Consider the following 23,776-nt stretch of genomic DNA (forward strand, 5'->3'; position numbering starts at 1 on the left):
CCACGTCTTTCGCGACGAGCTGCAAGCTTGCGAACGCGCCTTCTCCCCTTATGTCGATTGGTCGCTGCTCGATGTCTTGCGTGGCACCGCGGATGGTGGCGCAGACGGCGCCGACAGCTGGATGGATCGCGTCGATGTCGTGCAGCCAGCGCTCTTTGCCGTCATGGTCGCGTTGGCCGCGCTCTGGCGCGCTTGCGGGGTCGTGCCCGACGCCGTCGTCGGCCATAGCCAGGGCGAGATTGCTGCCGCTTACGTCGCCGGCGCTCTGTCGCTCGAGGACGCCGCCAAGATCGTCACCCTCCGCAGCCAGTCGCTCACCCGCCTCGCAGGCAACGGCGCCATGGCCGCCGTCGAGCTCGACGTCGATGCGCTGCATGCCTACTTGGCACCCTTGGACGACCGCATCTCCATCGCCGCCGTCAACGGTCCCCGCAGCACCCTGATCTCCGGCGACCCCGACGCCGTCGATGCCTTGCTCCGCAAGCTCGACACCGCCCACGTCTTTGCGCGCAAGGTTCGCGTCGATTACGCCTCCCATAGTCCTTACGTCGATGCCGTCCAGGCCGAATTGCTCTCGCGGTTGGACGGCCTTTCGCCTCGCTCGGGCGCCATTCCCTTTTACTCCACCGTGACCGGCGGCCGCCTCGACGGCGCATCGCTCGATGCGGACTACTGGTACCGGAACCTCCGGCAAACCGTCCTTTTTGCCCAGGCTACCCAATGCCTGCTTCAAGACGGCTACCCGTTCTTCATCGAGAGCAGCCCCCACCCCGTGCTGACGTTGGCCCTCCACGAGACCGCGGCCCAGGCTCAGGTCCCGGCGACGGCCGTGGGTACACTTCGCCGCGATCAAGGCGACGCCGCGCGCTTTCTTCTCTCCTTGGGCGAGCTGCATGCCGCCGGTCTGCCCGTCGATTGGCAACGCTTCTTCCAACCTTGGGCTCCTCGCCGGATCGCCCTGCCGACGTACGCCTTTCAGCGGGAGCGATTCTGGCTGCAGGCACGGTCGTCGCGGCAGGCCGACGTGGCCTCGGCCGGGCTTACGTCCGCCGAGCACCCCCTGTTGGGGGCTTCGACGGCGGTCGCCGATTCGGGCGGGTATCTCTTCAGCGGACGGCTCTCGCTCGCAGAGCACCCGTGGCTTTCGGGGCACCGGGTCTTCGATTCCGTCATCTTGCCCGGAACCGCCTTCGTCGAGATGGCGTTGGTCTCCGCCCACCGCGTCGGGCTCGATCGCGTCGAGGAGCTCACCCTGGAAGCGCCCCTCGCGCTCCCATCCCACTCCCCAAAGGCCGCCGTGCTCCTCCAGCTTGCCGTCGGCGCGCCCGATTCGACCGGGCGACGCTCGCTCACCTTCCACGCGCGCCACCACGATGCGCCCGAGGATGCCTGGACCCGGCACGCCAGCGGTTGGCTTGCGCCCGATGCACCCGCGGGTACGTCGGCGCAGCGCGACGCTGCGGAGGGTTTCCCCGCGTCCGCCGCAGCAAACGACTTCGATTCGCCATTCGAGGTCGATCTGCGCGATTGGCCTCCCCCGGGGGCTACACCCTTGGCGCTGGAGGGCCTCTACGAGCGCCTCGCCGATGCCGGCCTCACCTATGGCCCCGACTTTCAGGGCCTTCGGGCCGCCTTCGAGCGCGACGGCGAGCTCTTTGCCGAGGTCGCTCTACCCGACGCGCGCTCCGAAGATGCCGCGCGTTTCACCTTGCACCCCGCCCTCTTCGACTCCGCCCTGCACGTGCTCGCCGCACAATCGCTCCGCGATGCGAAAGGCGTGCACCTGCCCTTCGCTTGGGCCGATGTCGCGCTTCGCTCGGCCTTTGCCTCCTCGTTGCGCGTGCGCCTTCAGCCACGTCCCATCGAGGGTACCGTCGCCCTCTTTCTCGCCGACACCACCGGCGAGCCGCTCGCGCGCGTCAATACGCTCACCACCCGACCCGTGGCTCCCGAGCTTTTGCGCGCGGCCGGTCACCACCTTCCGCTTCTGCGGCTCGATTGGACCCAGCTCCCGAACGAGCGACCTTCCCTCTCCGAAAACGTCCGTTCCCTAAACCTGCGACTCGAGCACGGCACCGCACTCTCTGCGCTCGACGCCCTGAGCTCCCACGAGCCCGACGGCCTGCCCCATCTCCTCGTCGTTCGATGCTCCGCCAGCCCCGCGGACGGCTCCGCCCTGATCGCCTCCGCGCACCAAGCCGCCGCTGGCGCCCTCGCCCTGCTCCAGCGGTGGCTCGCCGACGAACGCCTCGCCTCACGTCCGCTCGTCTTTCTCACCCAAAGGGCTATCGCCACCCACGCCGGCGATGACGTGGCCGATCTCGTTCACGCCTCGCTCTGGGGGCTGGTCCGCTCCGCCCAAAACGAGAACCCCCAGCACCCGCTCTTTCTCCTCGACACCGACGAGCACCATGCGTCGGCCGACGCACTGGACTCGGTGCTCGTTGCCCTGACGAAGACGGGCGCATGGCGCGGCGAACCCCAGCTCGCGCTCCGCGACGGCCACCTACGCGTCCCACGACTCGCCCGTCTGACGCCATCGTCCTCTCTGTCGTCGCAGACGCCGTCGTCCTTGTCGCTTTCATCTCCGACACCATCGTCCCCGATCACGGACCTCCACGAAGGTACCGTCCTCGTGACCGGGGGCACCGGAACCCTCGGCACCCTGCTGGCTCGACATCTCGTCCGCTCGTGGGGCGTGCGACACCTCCTGCTCGTCTCCCGTCAGGGCCCCACCGCACAAGGCGCCGATGCGCTGCAACGCGAGCTCGAAGCTGCCGGCGCTCACGTCACCATCGCCGCCGGCGATGTCTCCCAGCGAAGCGCCCTCGAGGCCCTCCTCGCCACCATCCCCCCCGAGCACCCCCTCACCGCGCTCTTTCACACCGCCGGCGCACTCGACGATGGCGTCCTCTCCTCTCTCACAACCGAGCGACTCCAGACCCCCTTGCGCGCCAAGCTCGACGCCGCCCTCCACCTCCACGAGCTCACCCAACATCTCCCCCTCCGCGCCTTCGTCCTCTATTCGTCCCTCGCCGGCGTCTTCGGCAGCCCGGGCCAAGCCAACTACGCCGCCGCCAACGTCTTCTTGGACGCCCTCGCCCACCATCGCAAATCCCGCGGACTCCCCGCGCTCTCCCTCGACTGGGGCTACTGGGCCGACACCAGCGCCCTCACCGCCAACCTCACCGACTCCGATCGTGCACGCTTCCTCCGCTCCGGCGTTCAACCCCTCGCCTCCAACGAAGCGCTCACCCTGCTCGACCTCGCCCTCGCCCGCCCCGAGCCCGCACTCGTCGCCGCACGCTTCGACCTCGCGCCCTCACGCCAACAGCCCACACCCGCCCTGCTGCGCGATCTCGTCCGACCCGCCCTTTCGCGCCCCCGCGCCACCAACACCCAGACGTCTTCGTCCCTCGAGCAGCGCCTGCTCGCCGCGTCCCCCCAAGATCGCGACCGCGCGCTGCTCGATCTCGTGTCCACGGAGGTGGCGGACGTCCTGGGGATCGCTTCGTCCGTCGCCCTCGAGCCGCATCGGCCGCTGCACGAGCTCGGCCTCGACTCCCTGATGGCCCTGGAGCTGCGCAACCGCCTCTCCGCCGCCACCGGGCTGCGTCTGCACGCCACCGTTCTCTTCGATCATCCCTCGCCGGCCGCCCTCGCGCGCTTTCTCTCCACCCTGCTCCTCGATCGCGCTCCGACGCCTTCGACCCTTCGCCGCACCCGAAGCCTCCCCCGAACCGCCCCCATCGAGGACGACCCCATCGTCATCGTGGCCATGGGATGCCGCTACCCGGGCGGTGTGCGCTCCCCCGAAGATCTCTGGGAGCTGCTGCGCGAAGGGCGCGATGCCATCTCCGGCTTCCCGCAGAACCGCGGCTGGGATCTCGACGCGCTTTACGACCCCGATCCCGACGCGCACGGCAAGTGCTACACGCGCGAAGGCGGGTTTCTTTACGACGCCGATCTCTTCGACCCCGCCTTCTTCGGCATCAGCCCCCGCGAGACGCTCGCCATCGATCCCCAGCAGCGCCTCTTACTCGAGACCTCCTGGGAGGCCATCGAGCGCGCGGGGGTGGACCCGATTTCGCTGCACGGCTCACAGACCGGCGTTTTCGTCGGCGTCATGTACAACGACTACGGCGCCCGTCTGCTGCACGGCCCCGACGATCTCGAGGGCTACATCAGCATGGGCAGCTCGGCGAGCATCGCCTCGGGGCGGATCGCGTACACGTTCGGATTTCACGGTCCGACCGTCACCGTGGATACCGCCTGCAGCTCCTCGTTGGTCGCCATCCACCTCGCCTGCCAGGCCCTGCGCCAGGGTGAGTGCTCCCTCGCGCTCGCAGGTGGCGTGACCGTCATGGCCTCTCCGGGAATCCTCGTCACCTCGAGCCGCCAGCGTGCGCTCTCCCCCGACGGTCGATGCAAGTCGTTCTCCGCGGAGGCCGATGGTGCCGCGTGGGCCGAGGGCGCGGGCATGCTGCTCTTGGAGCGGCTGTCGGATGCCACCCGAAATGGGCACCCCATCTTGGCAGTGGTGCGTGGTTCCGCCGTCAATCAGGACGGTAAGAGCCAAGGGCTCACGGCGCCCAATGGGCCGGCGCAAGAGCGCGTTATTTTGCAGGCGCTCGACCATGCTCGGCTGACCCCCGCCGACGTGGATGCCGTCGAGGCGCATGGCACCGGGACCACCTTGGGCGATCCCATCGAGGCCCATGCGCTCTTGGCGACCTACGGGCAGGCCCGCTCCGAAGAGCGCCCGCTGTGGCTGGGGAGCCTCAAGTCCAATGTCGGACACACCCAGGCGGCCGCCGGCGTGGGCGGTGTGATCAAGATGGTTTTGGCGATGCAGCATGGCGTGCTGCCCAAGACCTTGCATGCCGGCAATCCCTCTCCGCACATCGATTGGGCGGCGGGGGCGATGCGGTTGTTGAATGAGCCGGTTGCTTGGCCGGAGAACGGGCATCCCCGGCGGGCGGGCGTTTCGTCGTTTGGTGTCTCGGGGACCAATGCGCACGTCGTTCTCGAGCAAGCGCCGTCGTGGCTTCCGTCGGTCGCATCGCCCGCGTCGGTCGTGGCGGTGGCGTCGTCCGCGTTGCCGCGGGTGCCCGTGGTGTTGTCTGCCAAGAGCGAGGTCGCGTTGCGCGCCCAGGCCGAGCGGCTACGGGTGCACCTCGTGGATCATCCCGAGCTCGAGCTCGCGGATGTCGCGTACTCCCTCGCCACCTCCCGCTCGCACTTCGAGCATCGCGCTGCGATGGTTGCGCACGATCGCATCACGCTGGCATCAGCCTTGGAGAGCATCGTTCAGGGACGAACGTTTGCGGGCGTGGTCGGTGCGGGTATCGCGCGGGCGGGTAAGCTGGCGGTGCTCTTCACGGGTCAAGGGAGTCAACGGACCGCGATGGGACGCGCGCTCTACGAGACGTTTCCCGTCTTCCACGACGCCTTCGATACCATCTGCGCGCGGCTGGATGGAGAGCTCGACATCGCGCGAGCGTCGGGAACAGCCGAGTCATCGCACCCGGCTTCGCATCCCCCGTGGCCTTCCTTGCGCGACATGCTGCTCGCCGATGAAGGCTCGGAGGAAGCGTCCCGGCTCGATCAGACGGCCTTTGCGCAGACGGGCCTGTTCGCGCTGGAGGTCGCGCTCTTTCGGCTCCTGGAGAGCTACGGCCTCGGAGCGGATCTTCTGCTGGGGCACTCGATTGGAGAGCTCGTGGCCGCACACGTGGCCGGCGTGCTCGCGCTCGAAGACGCCTGCAGGCTGGTCGGTGCACGCGCACGCCTGATGCAAGCTCTCCCCCAGGGCGGAACGATGCTCACCGTGCAAGCGTCCGAGGACGAGGTGCGCGGTGCGCTCGACGGCGAGCCCGGTGCGGGCATCGCGACCATCGCCGCCGTCAATGCGCCAGCGTCCACGGTGGTGAGCGGGGATGGCGACGCGGTGCTCCGGGTGGAGAAGCACTTCGCGGCCTTGGGCCGCAAGACGTCGCGGCTTCGGGTCAGCCACGCGTTTCATTCTCACCACATGGACGGCATGCTGGAGGACTTCCGGCGCGTCGCCGCCAGCCTCACCTACGAACGGCCGCGCATCCCCGTAGTCTCGAATGTCACGGGCAATCTGGCGGAAGCGGATGCGCTTTGCTCGCCCGAGTATTGGGTGGAGCACGTGCGGCGCACCGTTCGTTTTCGCGACGGGCTCGAGACCCTTCACCTCGAAGGGGCCCGAACCTTTTTGGAGCTCGGCCCGAGCGGGGTGCTCTCGGCGCTCGCACGCGAGACGTTGCCGGATGATGGGCAGTCGATCGCCTTCGTGCCCACCCTGCGCAAAGATCGCCCCGATGGCGATGCGTGGATCGAAGCCCTCGGCGCCTTGCACGCGCGCGGGCATCGCCTCGAGTGGGACGCGTTCTTCCGCCCTTGGCATCCTCGTCGCGTCCCCCTGCCCACGTATGCCTTTCAGCGGGAGCGATTCTGGCTCGATGCTCCGGCGGCTCCGAACACCGATGTCGCATCGGTGGGGCTTACGTCCGCCGAGCACCCACTGCTCGGTGCCGCCCTCGCGCTGGCCGGCTCCGAGGCCGTCGTTTTCACGAATCGCTTGTCGCTCGCGGAGCACCCGTGGCTTTCGGGGCACCGGGTCTTCGATTCCGTCATCTTGCCCGGAACCGCCTTCGTCGAGATGGCGTTGGTCTCCGCCCACCGCGTCGGGCTCGATCGCGTCGAGGAGCTCACCCTGGAAGCGCCCCTCGCGCTCCCATCCCACTCCCCAAAGGCCGCCGTGCTCCTCCAGCTTGCCGTCGGCGCGCCCGATTCGACCGGGCGACGCTCGCTCACCTTCCACGCGCGCCACCACGATGCGCCCGAGGATGCCTGGACCCGACACGCCAGCGGCTGGCTTGCTCCCGATGCGTCGGCGAGCACGTTGGCGCAGAGCAACACTGCAGAGGGCTTCCCCGCGTCCGCCGCGGCAAACGACTTCGATTCCCAGTTCGAGGTCGATCTGCGCGATTGGCCTCCCCCGGGGGCTACACCCTTGGCGTTGGATGGCCTCTACGAGCGCCTCGCCGATGCCGGCCTCACCTATGGCCCCGACTTTCAGGGCCTTCGGGCCGCCTTCGAGCGCGACGGCGAGCTCTTTGCCGAGGTCGCTTTACCCGACGTGCGCTCCGAAGATGCCGCGCGTTTCACCTTACACCCCGCGCTCTTCGACTCCGCCCTGCACGTGCTCGCCGCACAATCGCTCCGCGATGCGAAAGGCGTGCACCTGCCCTTCGCTTGGGCCGATGTCGCGCTTCGCTCGGCCTTTGCCTCCTCGTTGCGCGTGCGCCTTCAGCCACGTCCCATCGAGGGTACCGTCGCCCTCTTTCTCGCCGACACCACCGGCGAGCCGCTCGCGCGCGTCAATACGCTCACCACCCGACCCGTGGCTCCCGAGCTTTTGCGCGCGGCCGGTCACCACCTTCCGCTTCTGCGGCTCGATTGGACCCAGCTCCCGAACGAGCGACCTTCCCTCTCCGAAAACGTCCGTTCCCTAAACCTGCGACTCGAGCACGGCACCGCACTCTCTGCGCTCGACGCCCTGAGCTCCCACGAGCCCGACGGCCTGCCCCATCTCCTCGTCGTTCGATGCTCCGCCAGCCCCGCGGACGGCTCCGCCCTGATCGCCTCCGCGCACCAAGCCGCCGCTGGCGCCCTCGCCCTGCTCCAGCGGTGGCTCGCCGACGAACGCCTCGCCTCACGTCCGCTCGTCTTTCTCACCCAAAGGGCTATCGCCACCCACGCCCGCGATGACGTGGCCGATCTCGTTCACGCCTCGCTCTGGGGGCTGGTCCGCTCCGCCCAAAACGAGAACCCCCAGCACCCGCTCTTTCTCCTCGACACCGACGAGCACCATGCGTCGGCCGACGCACTGGACTCGGTGCTCGTTGCCCTGACGAAGACGGGCGCATGGCGCGGCGAACACCAGCTCGCGCTCCGCGACGGCCACCTACGCGTCCCACGACTCGCCCGTCTAACGCCATCGTCCTCTCTATCGTCGCAGACGCCGTCGTCCTTGTCGCTTTCATCTCCGACACCATCGTCCCCGATCACGGACCTCCACGAAGGTACCGTCCTCGTGACCGGGGGCACCGGAACCCTCGGCACCCTGCTGGCTCGACATCTCGTCCGCTCGTGGGGCGTGCGACACCTCCTGCTCGTCTCCCGTCAGGGCCCCACCGCACAAGGCGCCGATGCGCTGCAACGCGAGCTCGAAGCTGCCGGCGCTCACGTCACCATCGCCGCCGGCGATGTCTCCCAGCGAAGCGCCCTCGAGGCCCTCCTCGCCACCATCCCCCCGAGCACCCCCTCACCGCACTCTTTCACACCGCCGGCGCACTCGACGATGGCGTCCTCTCCTCTCTCACAACCGAGCGACTCCAGACCCCCTTGCGCGCCAAGCTCGACGCCGCCCTCCACCTCCACGAGCTCACCCAACATCTCCCCCTCCGCGCCTTCGTCCTCTATTCGTCCCTCGCCGGCGTCTTCGGCAGCCCGGGCCAAGCCAACTACGCCGCCGCCAACGTCTTCTTGGACGCCCTCGCCCACCATCGCAAATCCCGCGGACTCCCCGCGCTCTCCCTCGACTGGGGCTACTGGGCCGACACCAGCGCCCTCACCGCCAACCTCACCGACTCCGATCGTGCACGCTTCCTCCGCTCCGGCGTTCAACCCCTCGCCTCCAACGAAGCGCTCACCCTGCTCGACCTCGCCCTCGCCCGCCCCGAGCCCGCACTCGTCGCCGCACGCTTCGACCTCGCGCCCTCACGCCAACAGCCCACACCCGCCCTGCTGCGCGATCTCGTCCGACCCGCCCTTTCGCGCCCCCGTGCCACCAACACCCAGACGTCTTCGTCCCTCGAGCAGCGCCTGCTCGCCGCGTCCCCCCAAGATCGCGACCGCGCGCTGCTCGATCTCGTGTCCACGGAGGTGGCGGACGTCCTACGGCTTGCGTCGCTGGCAACCCTCGAGCCGCATCGTCATCTGCAGGAGCTCGGCCTCGACTCCCTGATGGCCATCGAGCTCCGAAACGCCTTGGGGCGCCGCCTGGGCATCGCCTTACCGACCACCGTTGCCCTGGACCACCCCACCCTCGACGCGCTCGCCGGCTATCTTCGGGATCGCATCGGCCGATCGGGCTCCGGCGACGAGGACGAGGATCCCGCGTGGGATCGCGTCGCGCGACGTGGCCCGGCGCGCGGCGACGGCGACGAGGTGCGGCTCGCCCCGCTGTCGTTCGGGCAGGAGCGGCTATGGTTTCTCGACCGCCTGGCGCCCGAGAGCGGCCAGTACAACGAGCTCTCCGCGTTGCGGTCGACGGGACCGCTCGACATCGAGCTCCTTCGCCGGTGCCTCGCGCTCCTGGTGAAGCGCCACGAGTCGCTGCGAACCGCGTTCCCGGAGCTCGCGGTGCTACCTGGAACGGCAGAGATCCCGCGGGCGCTCATCGCTCCCGACGGCCCCACCCCGCTGGACGTGATCGATCTGCGCGCGCACGACGGTGATGGCCCGCGCTCCGGGGCGAGCGTCACACACATGGCGGCGGAGCTCCGAGCGCGCCCCTTCGATCTCGTGCGCGGCCCGCTGTGGCGCGCGCGAGTGCTGATCCACGACGAGCACCGGCACACGCTCCTCTTCGTCAAACACCACATCATCACCGATGCCACGTCGGAGAGTGTCTTTGCCGACGAGCTGGCTCGCCTGTACCGAAGCGGCGCCGACGCGGCGGTGCTCCCCGAGCTGCGCTTCCAGTATTCGGACTTCGTACGCTATTCGAGGGCACGGGCCGCCGAGGACCGGTATCGGGAGAGCGCGGCGTGGTGGAAAGAACGGCTGGCCGGCCTTCCGCGCCTCGAGCTGCCTTATACCGCCCAGAAGGCAAAAGCCCCGAGCCCTCGCGGCGATGTGGTGCGCGTGAACATCGCTCCGGCGCTCGCGCGCTCGGTACGCGAGTTCACGCTTCGTGAAGGCCATACGCTCTTTGCCGTTCTTTTGGCCGGGTGGGCTTGCGTCCTCCATCGGTATTGCGGGCAATCGGACTTTGCCATCGGCACCGTGATCGCCAATCGAAACCGGACCGAGCTCGATCGCGTCCTCGGGTTCTTCATCAACACCGTGGTCTTGCGGTGCGATCTCTCGTCCCATCCGACCTTCGTCGAGCTCGTGGCTCGCATGGCGGAGACCACCCGTCAGGCCCTCCGGCACCAAGACGTGGACTTCGGCGAGGTGGTGCGCGCGCACCACGGCGAGGCGGGCCAAAGCCTCGACCCCATCGTCCAGACCACCTTGAACCTGCTCCCGCCTTTTCGTGCCTTGCCGGGAGGCGAAGGGGCGAGCCTGGCGTGGGACGACGAGAGCGCCGCGACGGTCCAAGCCGCGAAGTTCGACATCTACCTCGAGCTCGTCGAGCACGAGGACGGCCTGCGCGGCAAGTTGGAGTACGCGGCCGATTCCTTCGACCGCACGACCATCGAGGCCATGGCTGCACACTTCGAGGTGCTCCTCGGGGCAGCGATGGCGACGCCCGACGTGCCCATCGGGCGGCTGTCGATGCTCTCGCAGGCCGAGCGAAGCGCGCTGCTTCGGTGGAACGACACGGCGAGAGACTATCGAAACGACAAGCTCGTCCACCAGCTCGCCATGGATCAAGCCGCGCGCACGCCCGAAGCGGTGGCCGTCGTCTTCGAGGGACGAGAGCTTCGTTATGCGGAGCTGCGTGAGCGCGCCAACCAGCTCGCCCATGCGCTGCAAACGCGCGGAGTGGGCCGGAACACCGTGGTCGGAGTGTGCATGCACCGCTCCCTCGAGCTCGTGGTCGCCCTGCTCGGCATCCTCCAATCGGGCGCCGCGTTCATGCCCCTCGATCCGGACTATCCCGACGAGCGGCTCGCGTTCATGATCTCCGATTCGAAGTCTCCGGTGGTGATCACGCAGCCGCACTTGGACGCGCGGATCGAGGTCCACGGAGTGCCGACCTTGCAGCTCGAGCCTACCTGGGCGGCCATCGCCGATCAGCCTCGGGGCGAACCGAATCGTGATGGGCAGACCGGCTCGGATCTCGTGTACGTCATCTTCACCTCGGGCTCGACCGGCAAGCCGAAGGGGGTCATGAACGAGCACCGCGGTCTGCTCAACCGCCTCCAGTGGATACAGGAAACGTACGGGTTGACCACCGAGGACAGCGTTCTGCAGAAGACACCTTTCAGCTTCGATGTATCGGTGTGGGAGTTCTTTTGGCCGCTCGTGGCGGGCGCGCGCCTCGTGGTCGCCCGGCCCGATGGCCACCGCGATCCGGCGTACATCGCCCAGCTCATCGTGGAGCAAAACGTCACCACCGTGCACTTCGTGCCCTCGATGCTTCGCGCGTTCCTCGAGGAGCCTCGCGTGGCGGACTGCCGCACGCTCCGGCGGGTGATCGCCAGCGGCGAAGCCTTGCCCTTCGATCTGGTGCAGCAATTCTGGCGGCGCAGCAGCGCCGAGCTCCTCAACCTGTACGGCCCGACGGAGGCATCCATTGAGGTGAGCTTCTGGCATTGCCGCCCGAACGACGTGCGGGGCATCGTCCCCATCGGACGCCCGATCGCAAACACGCAGCTCCACGTTCTGAACGAGAACCTCGAGCCCTTACCGATTGGAACGGCGGGCGAGCTGTACATCGGCGGCGTGGGGGTGGCTCGCGGCTATCTCGGGCGAGAGGAGCTCACCGCCGAGCGCTTCGTATGCGACCCGTTCGGTACCGAGGGCGCCCGCCTGTATCGGACGGGAGACCGGTGCCGGTGGCTCCCCGACGGTACCCTCGAGTACCTCGGGCGGATCGATCATCAGGTCAAGCTCCGCGGGCAACGGGTCGAGCTCGGCGAGATCGAAGCTGCCATCCATGCGCATCCCGGCGTTCGGGAAGCCGTCGTGGTGGCGCGCGAGGGTGAGGGCGGCGACAAGCACCTCGTCGCGTACGTCGTTCCCGACGGCGAATCCGCGGACTCGTCGGCTCCGCGCGAGGCTGCGCGGTGGTTTGGCCAGGACCAGCTCGAACGCGACGTGATCGGAGCGCTGCGCAAGCAGCTCCCCGAGTACATGGTGCCGTCCTCGTTCGTGATGTTGGAGTCGTTGCCGCTCACGTCCAGCGGAAAGGTGGATCGGCGCGCGCTGCCATCGCCGCGAACGGACGTTTCGCGCGCCGGACGGGCTACCGCGGCCCGTTCGCCGCGCGATGATCTCGAGCAGGCGATGGTGGAGATTTGGCGGGAGATCCTCGAGCGCGAGGATGTCGGCGTCGGGGAAACGTTCTACGAGCTAGGGGGCACCTCGATCCAGCTCGTTCGGGTGCAAAACCGGCTCTCGAGCAAGTTGAATCTCCAATTGACCGTGGCCGAGCTCTTTGCCCATCCGAGCATCGATGCGCTCGCCAAACACGTTCGCGAGGAGGGTCGAAGCCGCTCGCAGGCGAGCACGGAGGCCGACTGGGTCGAGAAAGAAAAGAAAGAGACGAAAGAGACGAAAGAGAAGAAGGAGAACGGCACCGGGCTCGAGGAGCTGCCCCTCACGGAGCTCTATCGAACCGTCAAAGAGCGCTTGGCGACCGCCATGACCGAATACGAGTACGACGAGGACGAGTGATGGATTCAACTTCGGGTGACGGAAACATCGAGACTATGACACTCGGCCGGGACGAGCTCCTCGCCATTGAAAAACTGAGGGCTCATACCCGGCGATTGGAATCGGAGCGGAGCGAGCCGATCGCCATCGTAGGTGCGGCGTGCCGGCTCCCCGGCTGCGACGATCTCGAGCAGTTGTGGTCTCTCCTCGACGGTGGCGGGGACGCGATCACCAGCTTGCCATTTCTGGACGGTGCGCCCCTGCCCTGCGGCGTCGTCCCCGGCGTGGAGTCGTTCGACGCGGAGTTCTTTCGGATGGCGCCGCGCGAGGTCGCCCGCATGGACGGGCGCCAGCGGCTCGTCATGGAGGTGACCTGGGAGGCGCTGGAACGCGCCGGCATCGCGCCGTCGCGCCTCGATGGCGCGCGGGTCGGAGTCTACCTGGGGGCATCGGGACTTTCGAGCCTGGGCGGCGAGGCGGACAGCCACGATATCACCGGCAACCTCGCTGCCGTGGTGTCGGGGCGGGTCAGCCATTTTTTGGGGGTACGGGGGCCGAGCATGGCCGTCGACACCGCGTGCTCGTCATCCCTCGTCGCCTTGCATCTCGCGTGCAAAGCGCTGCGCGCCCGGGAATGCACGGTCGCCCTCGCGGGCGGCGTGGGGATCATGGCTCGAACCCCGCGGGAGATCGAGTCGTGGCTTACGCTCGGGCACCTCGCGAAGGGTGGAAGGTGCAGGCCCTTCGATGCGTCGGCCGATGGCATCGTCGGCAGCGACGGCTGCGCGGTGGTGGTGCTCAAGCGCTTGAGCGCCGCCATCAAAGATGGCGACTCCATTCTGGCCTTGGTGAAAGGGAGCGCCATCAACCACGATGGCCGCGCCCAAGGGTTGACGGTTCCGAACGGGGTCGCCCAAGAAGAGGTGATCCGCAGGGCTCTCGCCGACGCGCGCGCGACCGCGCACGCAATCGACTACGTCGAGTGCCACGGGACGGGCACCCCGCTCGGCGATCCCATCGAGGTGCAAGCCCTGGGCAACGTGTTTGGAGACGAGGGCCGGGGCCGGCCTTTGGTCATCGGATCCATCAAGAGCAACCTCGGCCACACCGATGCGGCCGCGGGCATCGCTGGCTTGCTGAAGGTGGTGCTGTCGCTCCAGCACGATCGCATTCCGAAGAGCCTGCACTTCGAGGTGCCCAACCCTCATGTCCCTTGGGACGCGCTGCCCATCAAGGTGGCTGCCGAGTCGATGGAGTGGCCAAGGAGCACCGCGCCGCGGTTGGCGGGCGTGAGCTCGTTCGGCATCTCCGGCACCAACGTACATGTCGTCCTGGAGGAGGCCCCCTCCGCCGATGCCGGGCACGCGAAGGAGGCGGAAGCTCGGGCGGGCCAACCTGCCGGCGCGCCTATCGTTCCCGTCCTTCCATTTCTCTTGTCCGCCAAGAGCGAGGTGGCGCTGCGCGCGCAGGCCGAGCGGCTGCGCGATCACCTCGAGGCGAATCCGGAGCTCGAGCCGGCCGACGTGGCGTTCTCCCTGGCCACCGCGCGCTCGCACTTCGATCATCGCGCGGCCATCGCCGCCCGCGATCGGACGGAGCTCGCATCGGCCCTCGAGGGCATCGTTCGAGGACGCTCGTTCGCGGGCGTCGCGGTAGGCGCCGGCCTCACCAAAGGCAAGCTGGCGGTGCTCTTCACCGGCCAAGGTAGCCAGCGCGCGGCGATGGGGCGCGCGCTCTACGAGACGTTTCCCGTATTTCGCGACACCTTCGACGTGGTTTGCGCGCTCCTCGAACGAGAGCTCGACCTCGGGCCCCCGACGCGCACCTTGCGCGCCGGGCGGCCGCTACGCGACGTGCTGCTCGCGGACGAAGGCTCGGAGGATGTCTCCCGGCTCGATCCGACCGCCTTCGCGCAGTCGGGTCTGTTCGCGCTGGAGGTTGCGCTCTTTCGTCTCGTGGAGGGCTGGGATCTCGAAGTCGATTTTCTGCTCGGGCACTCGATCGGAGAGCTCTCGGCGGCGCACGTGGCCGGCGTGCTCTCGCTCGAAGATGCCTGCAAACTGGTCGGCGCACGCGCGCGCCTGATGCAAGCCCTCCCTCTGCGCGGAGCCATGCTCACCGTGCAAGCGTCGGAGGACGAGGTGCGCGGCGTGCTGTCGCGCAGCAACGGAAAGGCCAACATCGCCGCCGTCAACGCGTCAGAGTCCACGGTGGTCAGCGGCGACAGCGACGCTGTGCTCGACGTGGAGAAGCACTTTGCGGCCTTGGGGCGCAAGACGTCGCGGCTTCGCGTCAGCCACGCGTTTCACTCCCATCACATGGACGGTATGCTCGAGGGGTTCGGGCACGTCGCGCGCAGCCTCACCTATGAACGGCCGCGCATCCCCGTGGTCTCCAATGTCACGGGCAAGCTCGCCGATGGCGATGAGCTCTGCTCGCCCGAATACTGGGTCGAGCACGTCCGGCGCACCGTTCGTTTTCGCGATGGCCTCGAGACCCTCCACGCCGTCGGTGCGCGGAACTTTTTGGAGCTCGGCCCGAGCGGGGTGCTCTCGGCGCTCGCGCGCGAGGCCTTGCCCGACGATGGGCAGCCTCTCGCCTTCGTGGCCGCCTTGCGCAAAGGTCGCTCGGATTGCGACGCGCTCATCGAAGCTCTGGGCACCCTGCACGTCCGCGGGCGCAACCTCGATTGGCGCGCGTTCTTCGCCCCTGCCAAACCTCGTCGCGTAAAGCTCCCCACGTACGCCTTTCAACGCCAGCGCTTCGCGCTCGGCGCGCCCGAGCCGCGACGGGCCGATGCCGCGTCGATGGGGCTCTCCTCGGCAGAGCACCCGCTGCTCGGTGCCAGCCTGGCATTGGCCGACTCGGATGCGTTCGTCTTCACCCATCGCTTGTCGCTCTCGGAGCACCCGTGGCTCGCGGACCACCGGATTTTCGGCGACGTCGTCTTTCCGGCCACCGCCTTCGTCGAGCTGGCGACGGTCGCGGCCCACCGTGTCGGTTTCGAGCGGGTGGAGGAGCTCACGTTGGAAGCACCGCTGGTGCTGCCGGAGCACCCCGCAAACGCCGCAGTGCTCGTTCAGCTCTTGGTGAGCGCACCCGACGAGACGGGCCGGCGAACGCTCGTCCTGCATGGGCGCCCGGCCAGCTCCGAGGAGGATGCGTGGATCCGCCACGCCAGCGGACGGCTCGCTCCGAGCACCGCGTCGTCGTTCGATTTCGACCTGCGCGACTGGCCTCCGCCCGGGGCGGACGCGGTCGCGCTGGATGATTTCTACGAGCGCCTGGCCGATGCCGGGGTGACCTATGGCGCGGACTTCCAAGGTCTTCGCGCCGTCTACCGGCACGGCGACGAGCTGCTCGCCGAGGCGGAGCTCACCGAGCCGCTCGCTCGCGCCGCCGAGCCCTTCTCCTTGCACCCCGCGCTGCTCGACGCGGCCTTGCATGCGCTCATCGCCGACCAAGCCGACGGGGCCGAGCCCTTCTTACCCTTTTCGTGGGCGGATCTCTCGGTGCGCGCCCGCGGAGCTTCCAGGCTGCGGGTGCGGTTTCGGCGCTCGGGCGACGCGGGCTCTTTTTCGCTCGACATCGCCGATAGCGCCGGCGAGCCGCTGGCGCACGTCGAAGCCTTGTCCATGCGCCCCGTCGCACGCGAGCAGTTCCGTCGCGCGTCCTCTCGGTCTCCCAGAGATGGCCTCATGCGCCTCGAGTGGACGCAGGCGATCGACTGGAGCTCCTCCCCCATCGTTTCGTCCGAGCGCTGGGCGCTCTTGGAAGGCGAGCACGGAGGGTGCTCGGCGTTGCTCCCGGCCGGGTTGCAATTCGACCGATACCGCGATCTTGCCTCGCTCGAGGGGGCGCTCGCGCAGGGCGCGCCGCGCCCCGATGCGGTGGTCGTTCCCTTCGTCTCGTTCGCCCCCCCAGCGGACATCGTCTCGACGGCCCATCGAGCCACGGCGGAAGCGCTCGCCCTGCTGCAAGCTTGGCTCGCGGACGAGCAGCTCACCTCGACTCGCCTGATCGTGCTCACGCGGGGCGCGCTTTCCGTCTCCCGCCCCGCCGGCGCCGAAGACGATGCGCCCGCAGGCGAGGACGTGGTCGACCTGGTGCACGCTCCGCTCTGGGGCTTGGTGCGCTCGGCGCAGTCGGAGAATCCCGAAGCCTCCATCGTCCTCCTCGACATCGATACCACCGACGCTTCGCGCCTCGCTCTGCCGCTCGTCTTGGATGCCGCCGAGAATCAACTGGCGCTTCGCGACGGACGGTGGTTCGCACCACGGCTCACCCGTGTGCCCCCGCGCTCGCCGTCACCGGCGGCGGCGCCGCTCGATCCCGAAGGCACCGTGCTCATTACCGGAGGAACGGGCACCCTCGGGGGTCGCTTGGCACGCCATCTGGTCGAGGGCCACGGTGTCAAACATCTGGTCCTCGCCTCCCGGCAGGGACCGGGCGCTCCTGGCGCCGGCGCGCTGGTGCAGCATCTCGAGGCCGCGGGGGCTCGCGTGACCATCGCCGCGTGCGATGTCGCCGATCGCGATGCGCTTCGCGCGCTCTTGGCCTCGATCCCCGACGCTCACCGGCTCACCGCCGTGGTTCACGCCGCGGGCGTCGTGGCCGATGGTCTGCTCGGCTCGTTGAGCCCCGAGCAGCTCCACCCCGTTCTCCGCGTCAAGCTCGATGCGGCGCTCCACCTGCACGAGCTCACCCGAGATCTCGATCTTTCGGCCTTCGTCCTCTTTTCGTCGTTCTCCGGCGTCCTGGGCAGCCCGGGCCAGGCGAACTACGCGGCGGCCAATGTGTTTCTGGACGCGCTCGCGCAGCATCGCAAGGCGCGAGGGCTGCCGGCGCTCTCCCTCGACTGGGGCGCTTGGGCCGAAAGGAGCGGGCTGACCGCCCACCTCACCGACGCCGATCGACAGCGCATGGTCCGCAGCGGCTTGCACCCCCTCGCCTCCGAAGAGGGGTTGGCCCTCTTCGACGCCGCCCGCGCCCAGCCCGATGCCGCGCTCGTCGCGGCGCGCTTCGATGCCGCGGTCCTCGGCAAGCAGCTCTCGCGGGACGGCACCGTGCCGCCGCTGTTCCGAGGGCTCCTTCGATCCCATGCGCCGCGCAAGCGGGCGGCGCTCCCCGCGGCTGCGTCCTCGCTCGAGCAGCGCCTGCGGACCTTGGCGCCCGAGGACCGGGACCGCGCCCTGCTCGATCTCGTCAGGACCGAAGTGGCCGCTGTTCTGGGAATGACCTCCCCGGGTGCCCTCGAGCCGCATCGGACCCTCCAGGAGCTCGGGCTCGACTCGCTCATGGCCCTCGAGACCCGCAATCGGCTCTCGGCGGTCACCGGGCTGCGTCTGCACGCCACCTTGCTGTTCGACTACCCTACCCCCGCGGACATCGCCCGCTTCCTCGTCACGTTGCTGGAGCGCGACGCCAAGGCGGCGCATCCCCGGCCGCAGCGGGCGTCCAGCGACGACGATGATCCCATCGCGATCATCGCGATCGGGTGCCGCTATCCGGGCGGCGTACGCACCCCCGATGAGTTCTGGCAGCTCCTGCGCGAAGGGCGCGACGCCATCTCCGGCTTCCCCGACAACCGCGGATGGAACGCCGAGGCCATCTACGACCCCGATCCCGACGCCTACGGCAAGAGCTACGTGCGCGAAGGAAGCTTCGTCCACGACGCCGATCGCTTCGACCCCGACTTTTTCGGCATCAGCCGGCGCGAGGCCCTCACCGTCGATCCGCAGCAGCGTCTCTTGCTCGAGACGTCCTGGGAGGCATTCGAGCGCGCGGGCATCGACGCGAGCGCGCTCCACGGATCGCAGACCGGCGTCTTCGTCGGCATCATGTACACCGATTACGGCGCTCGCCTGATGAACGCTCCGAGCGACCTCGAAGCGTACATCGGCATGGGGAGCTCCCCCAGCGTGGCCTCCGGGCGCATCGCGTACACGTTCGGATTGCACGGCCCGACCCTCACCATCGACACCGCCTGCAGCGGCTCCCTCGTCGCCATTCACCTCGCCTGCCAAGCGCTGCGCCAGGGGGAATGCTCCCTTGCGCTGGCCGGCGGCGTCTCCGTCATGGCCACGCCGTGGGTCTTCATCACCTCGAGCCGCACGCGCGCGACGGCCGCCGACGGTCGCTGCAAATCCTTCTCTGCCCAGGCCGATGGCACGGGCTGGGGCGAAGGCGCCGGCATGCTGCTCTTGGAGCGCCTCTCCGATGCTCGACGAAACGGCCACCCGGTGCTCGCCATCGTGCGCGGCTCCGCGGTGAACCAAGACGGCAAGAGCCAGGGGCTGACCGCCCCGAATGGTCCGGCACAAGAACAGGTCATCCTCCAGGCGCTGGACAGCGCCAACCTCTCGCCCGAGGACATCGATGCCGTCGAGGCCCACGGTACGGGAACGACCTTGGGCGATCCCATCGAAGCCCACGCGCTGCTCGCCACCTACGGCCAGGCTCATTCCAAAGAGCATCCCCTCTGGCTCGGGAGCCTCAAATCGAACGTCGCGCACACCCAGGCCGCGGCGGGCGTGGGTGGTGTCATCAAGATGGTCCTGGCGATGCAACACGGCACGTTGCCCAAGACCCTGCACGCGGACGAGCCGTCTCCCCACATCGACTGGTCGTCCGAGACCGTGCGGCTCTTGAGGGAGCCCGTTGCCTGGCTCCCGAACGGGCATCCGCGCCGCGCCGGTGTTTCCTCCTTCGGGATCAGCGGGACCAACGCCCACGTCATCCTGGAAGAGGCGCCAGTCGGGGAGACGGGTCGAGACGTCCGCGAGGAGACCGCGCAAGGCACGCGCGCCGAAGAGCCCCCCGTGATGCCCGTGGTGTTGTCCGCCAAGAGCAAAGACGCGCTCGGTGCGCAGGCAGAGCGGCTGCGCGCGCACCTCGAGGCCCACCCCGAGCTCGAGCTCGTCGACCTCGCCCACTCCCTGGCGACCACCCGTTCGCACTTCGAGCATCGCGCCGCGGTGGTCGCGCAGGACCGGGCGACCTTGATCGATGCGCTCGCGGCGCTCGCCAAGGGCGCGGCCACGAAGAGCTCCATCGCCGGACGAGGTGTTGCGGAAGGCAAGGTCGTCTTCGCCTTTCCGGGACACGGGACGCATTGGCAGGGTATGGCCGCGTCGCTGCTCGCGAGCTCCCCTGTCTTTCGCGAGCAGATCGAGGCGTGCGAGCGCGCCTTCGCGCCTTACGTCGATTGGTCGTTGCAGGGCGTGCTCTCCACACGGGAGGGCGCGCTCTCGTTGGAGCGCCTCGATATCATGCAGCCGGCCCTCTTCGCGGTGATGGTGGCGCTGGCGGCTCTCTGGCGGTCGATGGGGGTCGAGCCCGACGCCGTCGTCGGCCACAGCCAGGGCGAGATCGCCGCCGCCTATGTCGCAGGCGCCCTCTCGCTCGAGGACGCGGCCAAGGTGGTGACCTTGCGCAGCCGCCCGCTGCACAAGCTCGCGGGCAAGGCGGCCATGATCGCCGTGGAGCTGGGGCTGCGCGAGGTGGAGGGCTACATGGCGCCGTTCGGCGATCGGCTCGCCATCGGGGCCGTCAACAGCCCGCGCTCCACGTTGGTCGTCGGCGAGCCGGGGGCCATCGACGCGCTGCTGGCGGAGCTCACGGCCGCGGGTGTCTACGCGCAGCGCGGGCGCGGTGACTATGCATCGCACAACAAGCACGTCGATGAGCTCGAGGAGGAGCTCGTGTCGGCGATGGCGGGCATCACGCCGCGCGCCTGCCGTATCCCCCTCTACTCCAGCGTGACCGGCACCCGGCTCGAAGGGACCGAGCTCGATGCCGGCTACTGGTACCGAAACCTTCGGCAGCCGGTCCGATTTCGAGACGCGACCGAGCGCCTCTTCGCCGACGGGCATGTGTTCTTCATCGAGCTCAGCCCGCATCGTGCGCTCACCCTGCCCCTGCACGAGACGATCGAAAACGTCGGCGGCACGCCCGTGGTGGTGGGCTCCCTGAACCGCGGTGATGGGCGCTTGGCGAGAATCCTTCTCAACTTGGCGGAGCTGCATACCCGCGGGCTGCGCGTGGACTGGAGCGCGTTCTTTCGGCCCTGCAAGCCGCGCCGCATCGAGCTGCCCACCTACGCGTTTCAACGCGAGCGCTTTTGGCTCGATGCTCCCCGCGCACGGCACGCCGACGTGACCTCGGCCGGCTTGGCTTCCCCGGACCACCCGCTGCTCGGCGCCGCCGTCGCGCTGGCGGACTCCGATGGCTTTCTCTTCACCGGGCGCTTGTCGCTCGCCGAGCACCCGTGGCTCTTGGACCATGGCGTCTTCGAGACGGTGCTCTTGCCCGGCACGGCCTTCGTGGAGCTCGCGCTCTCCGCCGCCCACCGCCTCGGGCTCGATCGGGTCGAGGAGCTGACCTTGGAGGCCCCGCTCGTCCTGCCCGTCGTTCCCGCGAATGCCGCCGTACTGGTGCAGCTGTCGGTGGGCGCGCCCGACGAGACAGGCCGCCGGCCGCTCGCCCTCTACGCGCGCCCCGAAGTCCCCGGTTCGCCGTCGCTCTCCGTCGACGATGCATCACCCGACGCCTGGACCCAGCACGCCACAGGCATCTTGGCGCCGCTCCCCCCCGATGCGAAGCCCTTCGACTTCGAGCTCCGCGCGTGGCCCCCGCCCGGCGCGACACCTGTCCCCCACGGCGGGTTCTACGCGCAACTGGCCGAGGCCGGGGTCACCTACGGGCCCGAGTTTCAGGGGCTTCGTGCGGTCTACGCGCGCGGGGAGGAGATCTTCGCCGAGGTCGCGCTCCCGGAGTCTCTGGCGCCAGAGGCACGCCATTTCGTCCTTCACCCCGCGCTCTTCGATGCCGCCCTGCACGCGCTCATCGTCGAGGCGGCCGCCGCGGCCACGGATGTCTCCCTTCCCTTCGCGTGGAGCGATGTGTCTGTCCGCGCCGTCGGAGCCGCCATCCTGAGGGTGCGCTATCGGCGGCCCGACGGATCGAGCTCGTTCTCGCTCGCGATCGCCGATGCGGCCGGCGAACCCTTGGCCCACGTTCAAGCCCTCGTGACCCGCCCCATCGTCCGCGAGCAGCTTCAACGGGCCTCCGCTTCGGTCGCCTCTTCCGTTTCTTCCGCGTCGTCGTCGTCGCGCTCCGATGGGCTCGTGCGCGTCGATTGGATCCCCGTTCGCTCCCAGCTCGCCGTGACGCCGGTCGCGCGCTGGGCCCTGCTCGGTCGGGGCCATGACGACCTCGCCGCGGCGTTCGGCGCGCGCTTGGAGCGCTACCCCGATCTTCCCGCCTTGCAGCTCGCCCTCGAACGGGGCGCACCCGCGCCCGATGTGGTGCTCGTCCCCTTCGTCTCCACCGACCCCCAGGTCGACGTGGTCTCCGCGGCCCATCGCGCCACCGCCGATTCGCTCGCGCTGCTCCAGTCGTGGCTCGCCGACGAGCGCTTCGCCTCGGCGCGCCTGGTCTTGCTCACACGCGGCGCTATCGCGGCCCACGACGGCGCCGCCGATAACGGCGCCGCCGACAGGCTCGATGATCTGGCCCACGCCCCCATCTGGGGGCTCGCGCGCTCCGCCCAATCGGAGAGGCCCGATTCGACCATCGTCTTGCTCGACATCGACACCGCCGAGGCCTCCCGACGTGCCCTGCCGGAAGTCTTGCGCGCAGACGAAAATCAGCTCGCCCTGCGCAACGGCCACCTGCTCGTCCCGCGCCTCGCCCGATGGGCTCCTTCCGCCTCGTCGTCCTCCGCCTCGTCCGAGTCCCAGTCCCCGTCCGAATCCGAGTCGACGTCGCCTTCGCCGAACGGCCTTGGCGGCGACGGCAACCGCGGCACGGTCCTCATCACCGGCGGCACCGGCACCCTCGGCGGCCTGCTCGCACGCCACCTCGTGCAAAAGCACGGTGTGCGACACCTCCTGCTCCTCTCGCGTCAGGGGCCCAACGCCCCGGGCGCCGATGCGCTCGCACGCGAGCTCGAGGCCCTCGGCGCGCGTGTCATCCTCGCCGCCGGCGATGCGGCCGACCGCACCGCCCTCGAAGCGACCTTGGCCACCATTTCCCACGAGCATCCGCTCACCGCCGTGGTGCACGCCGCGGGCAGCCTCTCCGATGGTCTCATTGGCTCGCTGACCGCCGAGCGACTCCACGCGGTGCTGCGCGCAAAGCTCGACGGCGCGCAGCATCTGCACGAGCTCACGCAACACCTCGACCTTCGCGCCTTCGTCCTCTATGCATCCTTTTCGGGGGTCCTCGGCACGCCAGGGCAGGCCAACTACGCCGCGGCCAACGTCTTTCTCGATGCCCTGGCGCACCATCGCCGCGCCCGGGGCCTCTCCGCGCTTTCGCTCGACTGGGGCTACTGGGCCGCGACGAGCGACCTCAGCGCCCACCTCACCGACGTCGATCGGCGCCGGATGGCGCGGGGCGGCCTGCAGCCCATTTCGTCCGAGCAGGGCCTCGCGCTCTTCGATGCCGCGCTGGAGCGGCCCGACGCCTCGGGGGCCGCGCTGGTCGCGGCCCGCTTCGACGCCGCCATCCTCGGCAAGACGCGCGATGGCGCCGTGTCGCCCATGTTCCGGGGCCTGGTGCGCGCCAGGGCTCCTCGGCCGCTCGCGTCCAACACGATGACGGCCTCCTCGCTCGAGCAGCGCTTGCTCGCGCTCCCCACCGAGGAGGACCGGGAGAGCTTTCTGCTCGACCTCGTGCGCTCCGAGGTCGCCACGGTGTTGGGCGCCGCCTCTCCCCGCGCCCTCGAGCCCGATCGCCCGCTCCAGGAGCTCGGCCTCGACTCCCTCATGGCCCTCGAAATACGCAATCGGCTTGCTCATGCAACCGGCATGCGTCTACGGGCCACCCTCCTCTTCGACCATCCCACGCCCGCCGCGCTCGCGCACGTGCTGCTCGGGCAGATGTTCGCCGACGGTCGGAAGGCCACCCGGTTCGACTTCGCGGAGCTCGACAAGCTCGAGACGATGGTCTCCGCGATGGGCCCGGACGACGTCGGGCGTTCGAGCCTCGCGCATCGACTGAGGGCGCTCTTGTCCAAGCTGGATGGCACCCCCGCGCCGCACGCAGACGTCGTGCAGAGGATCCAATCGGCGACCGACGACGAGCTGTTCGACTTCTACCAGCAAGTCCAAGCATCCGGAGCGTGATC

At 69.1% G+C, this 23,776-nt stretch carries 3 protein-coding genes (1 of these 3 running past the window's edge); all 3 read left to right on the top strand.

All coding sequences use genetic code 11. From position 1 onward, the window contains the following. Tightly spaced (at most 35 nt apart), the 3 genes in view from LZC94_20440 to LZC94_20450 form a layout consistent with a single transcriptional unit that may run on beyond the window. Positions 1-9,058: the 3' portion of an SDR family NAD(P)-dependent oxidoreductase gene (locus LZC94_20440; GenBank protein ID WXB19582.1), read on the top strand. Its footprint begins 7,265 nt before the window's first position; 9,058 of the gene's 16,323 nt are visible here — the last part of the coding sequence; its start codon lies off the left edge, out of view; it ends in the stop codon at positions 9,056-9,058. Next, positions 8,965-12,663: an amino acid adenylation domain-containing protein gene (locus tag LZC94_20445; protein WXB19583.1), complete on the top strand. Its 3,699-nt coding sequence runs from the start codon at positions 8,965-8,967 to the stop codon at positions 12,661-12,663. Before LZC94_20440 ends, LZC94_20445 begins: the two co-directional genes overlap by 94 nt. A gap of 35 nt (positions 12,664-12,698) precedes the next feature. Beyond that, positions 12,699-23,774, top strand: coding sequence for a type I polyketide synthase (locus LZC94_20450; GenBank protein WXB19584.1), 11,076 nt, complete (start codon positions 12,699-12,701; stop codon positions 23,772-23,774). Positions 23,775-23,776 lie beyond the last annotated feature (2 nt).

Source organism: Sorangiineae bacterium MSr11954, assembly GCA_037157815.1.
Lineage (GTDB): Bacteria > Myxococcota_A > Polyangia > Polyangiales > Polyangiaceae > Pendulispora > Pendulispora albinea.